This is a genomic window from Mesorhizobium sp. CNPSo 4684, assembly GCF_057784315.1.
In genome coordinates this window covers 133,602-148,374 of record NZ_JBWLUX010000007.1, presented here as the reverse complement: position 1 = coordinate 148,374, position 14,773 = coordinate 133,602, and the positions used below count along the sequence as shown (strand labels likewise).

The following is a 14,773-nucleotide window of genomic DNA, read 5'->3' as shown; positions in this document are numbered from 1 at the left end:
CTGACGATAGTCGGTCGGATTTGAAACCCTCGAGCAGGAGCGCGCGATGAACAAGATCAACCTGAAACATGGCATTCTGGTCATGGTGGCCGATGGCGAGAAGGCGCTGTTTCTGAAGAACGAGGGCAACAATCTCCATCCGAACCTGCAGCTCTTCCAGGAGATGAAACAGGACAACCCGGCGACGCGCGAGCAGGGCAGCGACAGCCCCGGCCGCTACAATGACGGCCCCTCCGTTCATCGCAGCGCGGTCGAGGACACCGACTGGCACCGCCAAGGCAAGGAACGTTTCGCCGAAGAGATCGCCGACCGGCTTTACAAGCTCGCCCATCACGGCATCTTCGACGACATCGTTCTGATCGCGCCGCCGGTCATGCTCGGCACGATGCGCAAGAAATTGCACAAGGAAGTCACCGACAAGGTACAGGCCGAAATCCCAAAGACACTGACCAACCGCCCTGTGACCGACATCGAGGCCATGCTGCAGGCAGCGTGACGACCAACCGGGTTGCCCATCCGACATCCGCTGTCAGGCGCGCGCAGCGGTTCTGCTGCGCGCGCCTTTGGTTTTTCAGCACCTCTGGCCAGCAATTCCGCCTTGCGGGTTGCATCGCCAGCACCCTGTCCACCATATTGCAAAGGCGACGGCCGCGGGCGGCGCACCCCGACATCACCGTTCTTGAAAGGCCCTCCATAGACAATGCCGCATGACACGCCCCTTATCGCCACCATCGTCGCCGGTCTGGGGCTGGCATTCATCTTCGGGGCGCTCGCCAACCGTTTTCGCATCCCGCCGCTGGTCGGCTACCTCGTTGCCGGCGTGCTGGTCGGGCCGAACACACCCGGCTTCGTCGCCGATGCGGGCCTTGCCAATGAGCTGGCCGAAATCGGCGTCATCCTGCTCATGTTCGGCGTCGGCCTGCATTTCTCGCTGAAGGATCTTCTCTCCGTCCGCGCCATCGCCGTGCCCGGCGCCATCGTCCAGATCGGCTTTGCCACCGCGCTCGGCGCCGGCCTTGCCTGGATGCTTGGCTGGTCGATGGGCGCCGGCCTGGTCTTCGGCCTGGCGCTCTCGGTCGCGTCCACCGTGGTGCTGTTGCGCGCGCTTCAGGAGCGGCGGCTGATCGAGACCGAGCGCGGCCGCATCGCCGTCGGCTGGCTGATCGTCGAGGATCTCGCCATGGTCCTGGCGCTGGTGCTGTTGCCCGCCCTTGCCGGCGTGCTCGGCGGCCAGCCGCAGGTCGACGACCATGCGAGCCTTTTGTCGCTGCCGGCCAGCTACGGCATCTGGGGCGTCGTCGGGCTCACGCTAGCCAAGGTTGTCGCCTTCGTCGTCGTCATGCTGGTTGTCGGCCGCCGGGTCATTCCGTGGATCCTGCACTATGTCGCCCATACCGGCTCGCGCGAGTTGTTCCGGTTGGCGGTGCTGGCGATCGCGCTCGGCGTCGCCTTCGGCGCGGCCAAGCTGTTCGGTGTTTCGCTGGCGCTCGGCGCCTTCTTCGCCGGCATGATCATGAGCGAATCCGAGCTCAGCCACCGCGCGGCGGAAGAATCGCTGCCGCTGCGCGACGCTTTCTCGGTGCTGTTCTTCGTCTCGGTCGGCATGCTGTTCGACCCGTTCAGCCTGATGAGCAATGGCTTGCCGATCCTGGCGACGCTGGCCATCATCGTCATCGGCAAGTCGCTGGCCGCCTTCGTCATCGTCATCGCCTTCCGCTATCCGCTGGCAACCGCGTTGATGATCTCGGCCAGTCTTGCCCAGATCGGCGAATTCTCCTTCATCCTGGCCGAGCTCGGCGTCGGACTGAAGCTGCTGCCCGAACAGGGACGCGACCTGATCCTGGCCGGCGCCATCCTGTCGATCCTCGTCAATCCGCTGATGTTCCTTGCCGTCGACTGGATGAAGCCATGGCTGGACGCGCGTGCCGCCAGGGCAGCGTCGCCGGAAGAGGCCAAGCCGGTCGGCCCGGCGACACAGCCGGGACAAGTGGCCTCGGTGGCTGCCACGGCCAAAGAGGATGGCCCACCGCCACGCACGACGCTTTCAGGCCACACCATCCTGATTGGCTACGGCCGCGTCGGCAGCCTGGTGGGTGCCGCGCTGAAACAGGCGTCGCTGCCCTTCCTGGTCATCGAGGACGCCGACAAGACGCTGGCCAGGCTGAGAGAGGACGGCGTCGAAACCGTCTCCGGCAATGCGGCCAACGCAGGCGTGTTCGCCGCCGCCAATCCGCAGGGCGCCAAACGATTGATCCTTGCCATCCCCAATGCCTTCGAAGCAGGCCAGGTTGTGCTCAGGACACGCGCCGCCAATCCCGGCATCAACGTCATCGCACGTGCCCATTCCGACGCCGAGGTCGAGCATCTCAAGGGGCTCGGCGCCGACACCGTCATCATGGGCGAACGCGAAATCGCCCGCGGCATCGTGGAAGAGGTGCTGGGGCAAAAGCCGATGCCGCGCCCCGAAGCCATTGAACCCTCCCCGGCCTGAGGTTTGCCCATAGGCGCGTTGATTACGCCACGAAGGCAGCGTTGATTACGCCACGAAGGCAGAGCCGCCATTTTGCGCGACGCTGCTGAGGTACTTTGCCGGGGGCTTGCCAAGGGCCTTCTTGAACATGGTGATGAAGGCGGTGACGGAGCCATAGCCGAGATCGCCCGCAACCTGCTGCACGCTGGCGCCGGCGGCCAGCTCGCGTATGGCCACGATCAGGTGCAATTCCTGGCGCCAGCGGCCGAAGCTCAGGCCGGTCTCCTTTACCACGAGACGGGCGAGGCTGCTCTCTGAGAGCGCAACGCGGCTGCCCCATTCCGCCAGCGTGCTGCGGTCGGCAGGGTCCTGCGCCAACGCTTCGGCGATCCGCCGCAAACGCGGCTCGGCGGAGATCGGCAGATGCAGCTGCTGAACCGGCATATCAGGCAGTTCGGCAAGCAGGACGCTTCCCAGGAAGGCGCACCTTGCATCGTCCGGCGCGCAGTCCGACAGCTCGATGATCAATTCGCGCAGCAGCGGCGAGATCGACAGCGTGCAACAGCGATCCGGCAGATCGGCAGCGCCCGGCTCGATGTAGACGAAGAAAATCCGCGCATTGGCCGTCGCGATGTTGCTGTGTTCCATAGTGCCGGGAATCCACACCCCGCAATGCGGCGGCACCATCCACAGGCCGCTGGGGACGCGGCAGGTGACGCCACCGCCGAGCGCGAAGACGAGCTGGCCCTTGCGGTGCCAATGGGCAGCCACTTCCGCTTTGGTTTCGGTGACGTCGACGCGCACCGCAATTGCCGGCGCGACGGCGTCATCCACATCGAAATTGACCCAGGGGTAGCGTAGAGGCTGTCTCATGATTGACGGCTTTTAGCGACTATTCGCCATGATAGCTAAATTCTTTGCCGAGGAAATCGATAGGTTCCGGTTTGTGGCTGGCGTCCACAAACCAGCAGGAAGGTTCCCATGCGCGCCCTCGTTATGTCTCCCGACCGCACCACCGGGCTCAGGCTCGCCGAGGTCGAGGACCCTCGGCCTCACGCCAACGAAGCGCTTGTCTGCGTCCACGCGACCTCGTTGAACCGCGGCGAATTACGCCTGCTCACCATACGCCCGGATGGCTGGATACCTGGTCAGGACGTGGTTGGAATTGTCGAACAGGCAGCTGCCGATGGCTCCGGGCCAGCCGTCGGCGCCCGGGTTGTGGCTTTGGTCGACGAAGCCGGCTGGGCCGAACGTGTCGCCGTTCCGACAGACCGTCTCGCAGTCGTACCGGATGAGGTCAGCGTCGCTTCTGCGGCCACGCTTCCGGTCGCGGGCACGACGGCGCTGAGGGTCTTGCGCCATGGCGGTGACCTCGCCAGCCAGCGGGTCCTGATCACCGGCGCCAGCGGTGCGGTCGGGCGTTTCCAGATCCAGATCGCCCGCGAGCAAGGCGCCGTCGTGACCGCCATCGCCGCCGCCCGACATGCCGAGGATCTCCGTGGACTAGGCGCTGAGCAGATCGTGGAGTCGATCGAACTGGCCAAAGGGCCATTCTCGCTGATCACCGAGTCGGTGGGAGGCCAAAGCCTCGCCCACGCCATCGAACGCGTCGCCCCGGGCGGCACCATCGTCATGTTCGGTTCAAGCAGCGGCGAACTGACGCCAATTGGCTTCAGACAGTTCGTTCCGGGTCACGAGGGCGCGAGACTTCAGACCTTCGCCTACTACACATCAGGTCCAGCCATTGGCGCCGATATCGCCTCGCTGCTCGCCCTGGTCGCGGCTGGGCGGCTGGAGACCCGCGTGTCCCTGACCCTGCCATGGACGGATATCGCCCAGGCCCTGGACGCCCTGCGACAGCGCAGCTTCAGCGGCAAGGCCGTTCTCACCATAGCCTGAAGTCAGCGCTCAGACGTGCTGGCCGCCATTGATGTGGATTTCCGAGCCCGTCACATAGGACGCCTGCTGCGAGCACAGGAAGTAGATGATGTCGGCGACTTCCGCCGTGGCGCCAAGGCGCCTGAGCGGGATGGTCTCGACGATCTTGTCGGTGCCCGGCGACAGGATCGCGGTGTCGATCTCGCCGGGAGCAATCGCATTGACGCGGATGCCGTGCGGCCCGAAATCATGCGCCATCTCGCGCGTCAGCGAGCCGAGCGCTGCCTTCGACGTCGCATAGGCGGTGCCGGCGAAAGGATGCACGCGGGTGCCGGCGATCGAGGTGACGTTGACGATCGAGCCCTTGGCCGCAGCTAACTCCTTGAAGAGGCCACGCGCGAGCATGATCGGCGCAAAGAAATTGACCTGGAACACATCGCGCCAGACATGCATCGGCGTGTCGATCGAATTCATCCGGCTGTTGCCGTCTTTCAGTTTCGGCGAGATGCCGGCATTGTTGACCAGCGCGTGCAGTTGACCGCCATGCGCTTCGAGCCGATGGCGGATCTCCGACACGGCGATGCCGACATCCTCCTGGTCGGCGAGATCGACCTTGATGTGGTCTTCCGGACCGGCCGGCCACGGGCAGTCCTCGGCAAAGGCCTGGCGCGAACAAGTGATGACCCGCCAGCCCTCGCGCGAAAAGCGCTTGACCGTGGCATGGCCGATGCCGCGGCTAGCGCCGGTCAGCACGATGGTTTTTCTGGTGTCGGTCTCGGCCATGTCGCTGTCTCCAGCCGGACATGTAGCGGAACGCGGTTGGCGTGGCGAGTGGCGAGTTGACGCTCAGCCGCCGCCGAGAATATCGAGGATCGACGTCTTCCGCTTATTGGTCGGGCCGCCGACGCTGCCGGGTGGCACCGGATGCTTGATCGAGGCGGTGGTGCCGCCGTCGCCGGGCATGTCGAAACCATCGGCATCGACGGTCTCGGCCGGACGGCGGACCGGCGCCTGTGCCGGTACAGCAGCAGGCGCCGGAGCGGCAGCGGGCTCCGAACGGCCCACGGCCACGGCAGGCTGCGGCGCTGCCTGGTTGTTGTCAGCTGAAGGAATGTCGTCCGGGACGATGGTATCGGGCGGCGTCGACTTCCAGGTGCCGGGCAGCGGCCTGACCGGCACGCCTTCGTGCGCGGCGACCATGAACTCGTGCCAGGCCTGTGCCGGCAGCGCGCCGCCGGTGACCTTCTTCATCGGCGTGCCGTCATCATTGCCGAACCACACGCCGGTGGTCAGGTTGGCGGTGTAGCCGACGAACCAGGCGTCGCGCGAATTCTGGCTGGTGCCGGTCTTGCCGGCCGACGGCCAGGCAAAGGCCGCCTTCTTGGCCGTGCCGATCTCGACCGTGCCGGTCATCATCGAGTTCATCATGCCGACGATCTCTTGTTTGACGACGCGCGGCGCACCGCCACCACTGTCGTCATAGAGCACCTTGCCTTCGGTCGTGGTGATGCGGCGGATGAAATGGATGTCTGGCTTGTAGCCGCCATTGGCGAACGGCACATAGGCCGATGTCAGCTCCAGCGGCGTCACTTCCGAGGTGCCGAGCGCGATCGAGGTGTTGGCCGTCAATTCCGACTGGATGCCCATGCGGTGCGCCGCCTCGACCACCGCGTCGGGGCCGACCTCCATGGTCAGCTGTGCCGCGACCGAATTCAGCGACTTCGCCAAAGCGGTCGCCAGCGTCACCTTGCCGAAATACTTGCCGCCGTAATTGTCCGGCGTCCACTTGCCGATCTTGATCGGCGCGTCGTTGCGCACGCTGTCGGGTGTACGGCCGGCCTCGAGCGCGGCCATATAGACGAACGGCTTGAATGCCGAGCCCGGCTGGCGGCGCGCTTCCGAGGCGCGGTCGAACTGGCTGGTCGAATAGTCGTAGCCGCCGACCATGGCGCGCACCGCGCCGGAATTGTCGATCGACACCAGCGCGCCTTGGCTGACATTGAGTTTCTTGCCGCTGTCGTCGATTAGCCGGCGGATCGACTGTTCGGCGAGCTTCTGCAGGTTGAGGTCGACCGTGGTGTCGACGACGATATCGCTGCGCACGTCACCGATCAGATCGGGCAGTTCTTCCATGATGGTGTCGGCGACATAGTTTTCCGAGCCGGTCCAGTAAGACGGCGCGCGCGTTGCCGGCGCGCTCATCGCCGAGGTCAGTTCCTTGGCGCTGATCTTGCCTTCGTCGCGCATGGCGGCGAGCACCAGCTGCGAGCGCTGTTCCGCCGCCTTGGGATCGCGTGCCGGCGACAGCCGCGACGGCGCCTTCAACAGGCCGGCGAGAAGGGCCGCCTCCGAAAGCGTGACATCGCGCGCACTCTTGCCGAAATAGCGTCGCGAGGCCGCCTCGACGCCATAGGCGCCGGAGCCGAAATAGACCCGGTTGAGGTACATTTCGAGGATCTGGTCCTTGGTATGCTTGTGCTCCAGCCACAGCGACAGCAGCACCTCCTGCACCTTGCGCTCCAGCGTGCGGTCGGGCTTCAGGAACAGGTTCTTGGCCAGCTGCTGGGTCAGCGTCGAGCCGCCTTGCGAGAAATGGCCGCCGAGCACATTGGTCACCATGGCGCGCGACAGGCCGATCGGATCGATGCCGAAATGCGAATAGAAGCGGCGGTCCTCGATGGCGATGACGGCCTCGGGAATGTAGGGCGACATTTCGTGCAGGCCGACCGCCTCGCCGCCGCTCATACCTCTGTTGGCGAGCAGCTGGCCGTCGACCGAGACGATCTTGATGTTGGGGGCGCGGTCGGGGATCGACCAGGTGGTGGCCGCGGGCATCTTGGCGCCGTAGTAGACGACAATGCCGGCCACCGCGATGCCGCCCCAGATGCAGAGCACGAAGCACCAGTAGAGCATCCGGGCCATAACGCCGAACAGGCCGCGCCGGGGTTTGCCGCGCCTGCCGCGCGACGACTTCGCCTTCGACGATTTGCGTTTGGCGGAGGCTTTGCGGTTGCTCGGCACGACGCGGTCCTCCTCGCTCACCGAAAGACCCGGCTGGGATCGCGCCTGCGGCGGTCCCTCGAAACTGGGCTCGATGCGGCTGTCTCTGCGGTTCGCCATGCCTGCGCTTGCTGTCCCCGGTGCCTATGGCGCTCCGGTTGCAGAGTAGATGCGGCGATTTAAGGGCGGGTTAAATTGATGGCCGAATAGGCATTTGAAATTCCTTGCGAATTTCTTAATCCGTTACCGCGCGTTACCGCTGCCGTTACCGCTCTGTTCACGGCGCTTGAGCCGGGCGTCAGCGAAGCGATTGGCCGCTTCCAAAACAGCTCGGTCGTACTTTTCCGTCGTCTTGGTCGTGGTGTGCCCGGCGACTTTACTGGCATCGTCGAGACGGGCGCCTGACGCCCTGCCCTCGGTGATGCCCGAGGCACGCAGATCGCGCGCCCATAGGGTCGCCGGCAGGCCCGCCGCCTTCCTGTCGACCGACCAACGCTGCGCGAAGATCGACGCGCGCCAGGGCAGTCCGGTTTCCTCGGAAATGATCATCGGGCCGGTTCGCTTTTCAAGCGGCCAGTGCTTCAGCTCTTCCATCACCATCGGCGCTTTGGGGAGCGAGTAGGAGATGCTGGCGCCAGATCTATCGACCGTCTTGGACGGCGTGTAATGCACAACCAAGTCAGCGTCGATGTCCTCCCATCGCAAGCCGAACCATTTGAGATCCCGGTCGGCGTCGAGCACTTCCGAGATGCCGCCCATATCCATCGGCCACCATTGACCAATCACATCCCAAAGCCGAAGCACGGTTTCGAAACAGAGCGCATAGGCCAGCGCGGACGACGGTCGGCCATGTTGATGAGCGGCGGCTCGTGCAGCAATGATCTGCGCCGCCGTAGCCGACTGATTGCGTGGTTTCGGATGCGGCAGTTTCTTCGCGGTCTCGCGCATCACCACCAACAATTCCGCGCAGCCTGGCAAGCGCATCATGATGCCGAAGCTAACAGCCGCGAAAAGTACGGCTCGAGCCGTGGTCGCCGCCGCGAGGTATCGGCCATTTTCTGACCAGACGTCGTGCCAGTCGATCAGGTCAACGCCTGTTGTCTGGTCGATCCGAACGCTGCCGACGTGGCCCTTCAGATTTTTCAGATAGTGGTTGTAGGGCCGCAGGGATCCCGGCTTTAGCCTCCTATATGGGCTGCGCTTGTGCGTCTCATAGATCGTCAGCAGTGACTTGATCGTGCCATCAAATTTCAGCGGATCCGTACGATAGCCTGTGCGCCAGAGAAGCATTTCCGCCTGCAGGGAATCGCACTTCGCCTTTAGCATTTCGGGCTGATCGGCGAGGTAATACAGATTTACCGTCTTCGGGATATAGCCGTTCTTCACGTCAGCTTCGTCGGCAACCCAAAACGGCGTCCTGCCATTGACCCGCTTGATCCACTTCAGCCCTGGCGCCTTAATCTGCTCTTCGTCTTCCATTGACTTGCGTCCGCTCTTCCAGGCCCTGCCGCTGGTGATTGGGCGGTGCCAAGATAATCTTCGTAGAAACGGCGTACGAGAGCAACAGGCCGACCGCCATGGAAATGGTCAACCGCCGGGAAGCCTGGCTTGCAAGATAGGGTTGGCAGTCGCTCGCGCATCCATCTTTCCGCATTTTCGCGCCCGACGATCGCCTGGGCGATCTGTTGATCGGTCGCGAACAAGGGTAAATCATCGAGCCGCAGCGGTCTTTCGGTGGTCGTTCTCGGATCTTTCAGTAACCGAGTTTTTTTCATCGCTCATGCCAAGTTTGGGACGTGCGGTTGCATCGTCAGGCAAACTTCGTCGAAATCTTTCCAATCGAGCATGGCCATCGTGTACGCTCCTGTAACCCTTCTGCCTTCGAGCCGAACCCAAGCGCCGGAAGAGAGCACCCGCTCCCCTGCCGCCCCCTATGGCTTGAATCCTAAGACGGTTGCCACGGCCACGTGACTCAAGGAATTGCGGGGGGAACTAGCGACCTGAACCTTGGCCGAGAGGGCTGTGGCCTTGGTTTACCAATGCCGGGGCCTTGGGTTTACCAATCCGCTGCCAGACGGAGATAGGTTTGACCAACAAGATCGGCTAGATTCCACGCAAATCCAATCACTTAATGCCAGTCCAGAATTAACTGTCATTTAATCCATTGGTAAACCTGGTAGTAGGATCGAAAACCGCTGCCATCGGCCTAAAAACCATCGTGTTTTCAATCGCATACGCCACAAACTCGCGGCCTGTTAATTCCGGACTGGTAAACCCCGCGAAATGCCAAATAATTCCGGACATCATATCAGTTCCCTACTGCCCTTTATGCGACTTTCGAAGCACAAAGGGCGAACGTTGAGAGGGCGTTCTGTGTTTTGACGTCAATTGGCCTGCCCATTCCGCAGTTCCGGTGATCATCAGCAATGGCATGAACGGGGGCGGTACCGGTCGGCCTGCTTTGGGCTGGAGTAATCAGTAAGCGGACGTTCCGCTGCCAGCCCCATAGCGGAAATCCCCGATCTGACTTGCCGGCAGAGTGCCAAATCGCATTAAACCGTCCTCATCGTTGCGTCGCGTACTGTGCGTAAATCCGGCGGCGTTCGGCTAAGCCTGAATTACTCCCACTCGATTATTTGGACAGCGCGTAACTCATTGAAATTACCTTCAAATATTTTTACACGCAACCAATTCTGACATCAAGGCCGTGTAGCAAAAACTTTATTGAGGTTTCAGCAACTATCGGTACCAATCGGGCTGTTTTTGCCTTTTGCACTGCTCGGCGGCGTGCCGTGGCTGGCCTCAAAAGTACTGTCAGAACTCCAGATAGCATTGTTTTCGGTGCGGACCAAAAGGTCCGCAACAGACCGGAAGATATCGATCTGGAGGCTGCTAATGAGATCAGCATCGCGTTGACGAAACGTGGCGATGTAATATCGGAGAACGAATCTTCCGATTTTGCGAACGACAACAAGCGGGCCGTGTCCAGGATGCGCCATCGTCGGAGAAAAAAACTTGAATGATTTGAAAATCCATGGGGGATTTATGACCAGTTCCGGCGGCCAAAAACCAAGCTTGATGGACTTTGCTCGTGCGAAAGCTTTGTTGGCGGCTCGACTCCGCAAACTCGATGCGACCGGCACGAGTGGGTTTGAAGGTCTCATGCGAGACGTCCTGTCAGAAACCACAGGTCAGCTGTTCAGGTTGGCCAAATCGGGCCCGCAAGCAGGATCCGATGTCCGGACGGTCGAGCACAATACATTTCGCGTCGGTCTGGAAGCCAAAAGATATGGCGCGAAAACACGGCTTAGCCTTGATCAGATGAAGGCAAAGGTCGTCGATTCCGCTCTTCAAAGTGACCCTGTCGATCTATGGATCCTGGCTGCCTCGCGGGAGATCCCGGTCACCGATATCGAAGCGCTCCGAGACGTTGGAAACCGCCTGGGAGTAGCTGTGCTGGTCCTCGATTGGCCAAGCCACAAAGACTCGCTTCCCGACCTGGCGGTCCTTTGCCTTGAAGCGCCAGTCGCCATGGCGCGCCACTTGGGGAACGACCGATCTCTGCGTGACGTGGTCAAGGCAATTGGATCCCACCCGGATTTCGCAAGGTCTCGCGAGAGGGTCCGCCAAAGGCTGCTGGAAGCCGATATCGGATATGCGGCAGCTGTGAGCGCCATGAAGACCTGGATTGAGGTTGGTTTGTCCAATCCCATGAACGCGGCATCACGTCTTGGCGGGAGCTTCAACAATCTGCATGACCCTGCCGTGAGGAAAGTCTTACGGCCATCGCTGAACCAACAGCTCGACAGATGGCTCATCAGCGGTCGACCTGCAGTTCTGCTCGGCGATGAAGGCATGGGGAAAACCTGGTCCTTCTTGTCCTGGTGGGCAGCGAATTCCGCAGACGGCCGTAATCTGCCTTTGTCGGTTTTCGTCTCGGCCAATGACGTCCGGGACGACAACGCCGAGGAGCTGCTGGCCAAGGTTCTAGCCAGACGGCTCGGTCATGGCGATGCTACGTTCTGGCTACGCAGAGTTGGGCTCTGGCAGCGCGCCGAGTTCGCCGGTCAGCAGTTCATTCTGGTCGTCGATGGACTGAACCAGAATTGGCGAAAACGCGATTGGTCGGATTTCCTGCAACCGCTCTACGACGAGCGCTGGAAAGGTCGCTTTGCCGTTCTGGCCAGCAGCTGGCCAGACCATTGGGCCGATCTGCACAGGCTGGCTCCGCTGGCTCCCCGTCCGGATGAAATTCGTGTTGGTCCCTTCAGCAACGACGAGCTGAAAGCGCTGTTGAAGTTGCACGCGGTGGAGGGTGAGGCGTTTGGAGATCGGATGCTGGATCTTATGAAGGTGCCGCGTCTCTCCCAGCTGGCTATCGAACGGCGTGAGGCCCTGGCGCCAACAGGCGATATAACGCCCGAGCGGCTCGCATACGAAGATTGGAAGCACAGGGTAGGTCGGCGCGGAGCAGCGCTGGCGATTTCCGATGAAGAATTCCGAGATTTCATCCGCGATCTCGGCAGCGGCCTGAAGGTTTCGCTCGATGACGCAATGTTCACCCGCGCTGATCTGGTTGCGAAACTGGGCCGGGAGAGCGGCAAGGGCCAGGACGACCTTCGCGAAACCGTGGCGGAGCTGATCGCCGGGCGTTGGCTGGAAGCAGGTGACCGCCCTCATCGGTTTAAACTCCGCAAGGAGCTCACGCCTTTCGTGCTCGGCCTTCTGTTGGCGGCTGAACTGAGAGGCCTGGGCGATGAAGGCGAGGCCGCTGCCATCATCGCCACGTTCGTAGATCCTTACAAGGGGCAACGGCTCGGCGTTTCGATCCTGCGAGCGACAGCAACAATCGCGCTCCTGGACGGGCTTGTCGGAAGGCCTGCTCGGCGTGCCATCGTTCATCGGTGGGTGGCCGAACAAAACTTCTCTCAGGTGGACTATGACGCTTTCTGGCGTTTGATCGGCCTGGATTTTGAGCTTTTTTGCCAGATTGCTGAGGAGACCTGGCTCGCGCGGTCCGGCAACAGATCGATCGATGAAATCCTGATCAAGGGACTGGCACGAGCCTATTCCTTCGCAGAGATCGCGCCACGCCTCGTCAGGCAGGTGACGATCTGGCTGGGATGGCTCTGGGCAGACCCAGACGACGGACGCTTCCTTGGTCAGATTGATCCGAACTCCGAGCGATCGGTCACAAATCGCAAGCGAACTCATGACAACCTGAAACGATGGAATGACTCGCCGATATCGTCGACCTGCCCGACCGTTGAGCTTGTGGCCACGGGCGACGTGAGTTGGCTCGCTCACCGGGTGTTCGGGATTCTTTCGTTCCTGCCGCTGCAGGCATTCACTGACGCGTTCCTTGCCTGGGCAATCAGCCGGGCAATCATGGCCACCGCCAATCATTTCGAGGAGTTGGCCTGGGTCTTGCGACTGGGCGGCGGCAAATCTGGCGATTTTCATGCTGCGCTGGTGAAGGCCGTGGACGAACTGATCGCAACAGGTGATGACATTGCGCTAACTGGCGGGCAATGGCTTCTGGAGGCTCTTGGAGACGCTGTCGCTGGGGCGCGACTGGCTGCGTTGGTAAAGGACAAGCCACCTACAGTCTTTGCAGACCGCGCGGATGCCCAGAGCCCGCTTGATCCGAACGCTTGCGTAGCGAACCAGGATGCCAAGTTCGCAGGCGACCAGCTTTGGCTGCTCGGGCGCCAGTCGAGTGACGACGACAATCGTTTTGAGCGCCTAAAACCTATGTTGGCCCGCACAGACCCAAATCTCCTGCAACAAATCGTTCGCTTGGCGGCCCTGAGCGCCCCGAAGCGAAACGAACTCGAATTGCAACGTCTTGTGGCCGAGGCCAACCGACTTTCGCTACTGTATAGACAGGAGGAGAGACTTCTCATCGCCGATGCCATCAAGGATTTGATCGACGCCTCGGCCATCGCGAAGGACGATGATCTTCCTTGGTGGCGAGCACGCGAGCTGGAATTGCGGCTTTGGGACCTCGAGCCGGAACAACTGCTGGATAGAGTGCTCGACGATTGTCTGAAGCTGCCGATCCTCGCCAGGATCGAGAAGGTGCTGCTGCGTTGTGGACAATCAGCCATACGATCGCGCCTTTCCAGATTCCCGCTAACCGGTCCTCGCGATGACGTGCTCGGCGGGCTTCTGCTCCTGGGCGCCATAGCTGATGAAGAGGCTCTGGATGGTTGGTCAAATTTGGCGCCACTTGTCAGCAGCGTGGACGCAGAAATACGCAGCGCCGCCTTCGAACTGGCACCAGAGACACGCGACACTCAGGTGCTGCAGGAGATCGCCGATAGCGGATGGAAAGCTGCGGATGCGAAGAACCTCAAAGACCGCTGCCGGGGATCATTGGCGTTGCTTGCTGCAAGCGAGATTCTGCAACGCCCGGAACTGATGGAAGAGGCGGATCCCGAAATTTGGGCCGTCATGCTTCAACGAAATCCTGAAGACCCGGTCGCACTGCAAAAATATCATGACTTCGTTCGCGGTGCCTTCGACAGGCTGGATCAAAAGGGAGGCTCCTGGTCCTACCCGAGATATTGGGCAAACCACGACCTGCCGATGACCATCTTGATTGCGAAGCAAGGGGCGAGCCTCGTGGCCTGGTTGGACGCTTGGCTCGACGAGCGTAACCAAATTTCGAACGTTGATACGCTCGATGAATTTCCTCTCATTGCCCTGTGTGAGGGACTCATTCGATCCTTGCCCGCGGCTGGCATCCCGTTGTGGCGGAAGTTGAATGACGCAAGGGACCGAGGTATCATAAAGAACCCCCGGATAACCCTGTTGCCAATTGAGGCGCCAGCATGCGCTGCCGGAGATGAAGGACGCCGGGAGGCTCTTGACCTCTGCACGACTGACAATGTGTTGCTTGACATGGCGAGGGCCGCCATCCAGCACGGTCAATCGAGCTGGCTTGAGACCACCATTCGCGATGACGAGGCCAGTGGCGATGCGGCCCGGATCGCGCGGGCTTACACGCTCCTGGGTTTCTGCGATCTGACACCCGCATTCGAAAAGATATGGACCGAGTTCGAGGCGAGGAAGCCACGGACAGGCTGGCTGGCCGAGGTTTACGCGACTGGCAGTGATCACTATCGTCGAAACAGGTGGGCGCGCGAGTGGTATCGACGCTACCTACACGCCGCAGACCATGCGACCGCATTTGCCGCCCACGAAGTTCTCGCGAAGACGATCGACGGGCGAGGCAATCTTTGGATCAAGGGTAAAGATATTGAGCTGCTCACGACTCCGGTCGGGCGACACTGGGACACGAACCTGACCGTTCTGAACCAAGCCATCAAGAGCAGGAGCGAAGCCCTTCAGGATAAGCTTTATGGCGCAAGAATCATGAGGCAGACCCAATCGCCTTGGCTCTGACGGGGATTCGACACC

At 61.5% G+C, this 14,773-nt stretch carries 9 protein-coding genes; 5 read left to right on the top strand and 4 right to left on the bottom strand.

Going from position 1 to position 14,773, the window contains the following annotated elements; translation table 11 throughout:
* Nucleotides 1-46 precede the first annotated feature (46 nt).
* Nucleotides 47-496 (top strand): baeRF12 domain-containing protein, encoded by a 450-nt coding sequence (locus tag AC04SG_RS08435; RefSeq protein ID WP_488550656.1) that lies wholly within the window; start codon nt 47-49, stop codon nt 494-496.
* A 204-nt stretch (nt 497-700) separates the two neighbouring features.
* Nucleotides 701-2,491, top strand: coding sequence for a cation:proton antiporter domain-containing protein (locus AC04SG_RS08430; RefSeq protein WP_488550655.1), 1,791 nt, complete (start codon nt 701-703; stop codon nt 2,489-2,491).
* 45 nt (nt 2,492-2,536) lie between these two features.
* On the opposite strand, the gene AC04SG_RS08425 is transcribed toward AC04SG_RS08430, so the two are convergent.
* A complete protein-coding gene (locus AC04SG_RS08425; RefSeq protein ID WP_488550654.1) occupies nt 2,537-3,343 on the bottom strand; it encodes an AraC family transcriptional regulator in 807 nt (268 codons plus the stop codon).
* A gap of 108 nt (nt 3,344-3,451) precedes the next feature.
* On the opposite strand from AC04SG_RS08425, the gene AC04SG_RS08420 reads away from it, so the two are divergent.
* On the top strand, nt 3,452-4,369 hold the full coding sequence (locus AC04SG_RS08420; RefSeq protein WP_488550653.1) for a zinc-binding dehydrogenase: 918 nt from the start codon (nt 3,452-3,454) through the stop codon (nt 4,367-4,369).
* A gap of 9 nt (nt 4,370-4,378) precedes the next feature.
* Here AC04SG_RS08420 and AC04SG_RS08415 read toward each other — a convergent pair whose 3' ends face one another.
* The 3 genes from AC04SG_RS08415 to AC04SG_RS08405 form a co-directional block, all read right to left on the bottom strand.
* Entirely contained in the window at nt 4,379-5,131 is a 753-nt protein-coding gene (locus AC04SG_RS08415; RefSeq protein WP_192259182.1) for an SDR family NAD(P)-dependent oxidoreductase, read from the bottom strand.
* Nucleotides 5,132-5,194: 63 nt separating this feature from the next.
* Nucleotides 5,195-7,468, bottom strand: a complete 2,274-nt coding sequence (locus AC04SG_RS08410; protein ID WP_488550652.1) for a transglycosylase domain-containing protein — start codon at nt 7,466-7,468, stop codon at nt 5,195-5,197.
* A 123-nt stretch (nt 7,469-7,591) separates the two neighbouring features.
* Nucleotides 7,592-8,827: a hypothetical protein gene (locus tag AC04SG_RS08405; protein WP_488550651.1), complete on the bottom strand. Its 1,236-nt coding sequence runs from the start codon at nt 8,825-8,827 to the stop codon at nt 7,592-7,594.
* A gap of 1,313 nt (nt 8,828-10,140) precedes the next feature.
* Between AC04SG_RS08405 and AC04SG_RS08400 the strand changes: the two genes are divergently transcribed.
* Both AC04SG_RS08400 and AC04SG_RS08395 read left to right on the top strand, forming a co-directional pair.
* Nucleotides 10,141-10,371: a hypothetical protein gene (locus tag AC04SG_RS08400; RefSeq protein ID WP_488550650.1), complete on the top strand. Its 231-nt coding sequence runs from the start codon at nt 10,141-10,143 to the stop codon at nt 10,369-10,371.
* The gene (locus AC04SG_RS08395; RefSeq protein ID WP_488550649.1) at nt 10,364-14,758 is read left to right on the top strand and encodes an NACHT domain-containing protein; all 4,395 of its coding nucleotides are present in this window, start codon (nt 10,364-10,366) and stop codon (nt 14,756-14,758) included. The genes AC04SG_RS08400 and AC04SG_RS08395 overlap by 8 nt, the downstream gene beginning before the upstream one ends.
* Nucleotides 14,759-14,773: the final 15 nt, after the last annotated feature.

Excerpts from the sequence above, each read along its gene's own strand:
- AC04SG_RS08420 (WP_488550653.1), top strand. The coding sequence starts at position 3,452 with ATGCGCGCCCTCGTTATGTCTCCCGACCGCACCACCGGGCTCAGGCTC.
- AC04SG_RS08435 (WP_488550656.1), top strand. The coding sequence starts at position 47 with ATGAACAAGATCAACCTGAAACATGGCATTCTGGTCATGGTGGCCGAT.
- AC04SG_RS08405 (WP_488550651.1), bottom strand. The coding sequence starts at position 8,827 with ATGGAAGACGAAGAGCAGATTAAGGCGCCAGGGCTGAAGTGGATCAAG.
- AC04SG_RS08410 (WP_488550652.1), bottom strand. The coding sequence starts at position 7,468 with ATGGCGAACCGCAGAGACAGCCGCATCGAGCCCAGTTTCGAGGGACCG.
- AC04SG_RS08415 (WP_192259182.1), bottom strand. The coding sequence starts at position 5,131 with ATGGCCGAGACCGACACCAGAAAAACCATCGTGCTGACCGGCGCTAGC.
- AC04SG_RS08430 (WP_488550655.1), top strand. The coding sequence starts at position 701 with ATGCCGCATGACACGCCCCTTATCGCCACCATCGTCGCCGGTCTGGGG.
- AC04SG_RS08425 (WP_488550654.1), bottom strand. The coding sequence starts at position 3,343 with ATGAGACAGCCTCTACGCTACCCCTGGGTCAATTTCGATGTGGATGAC.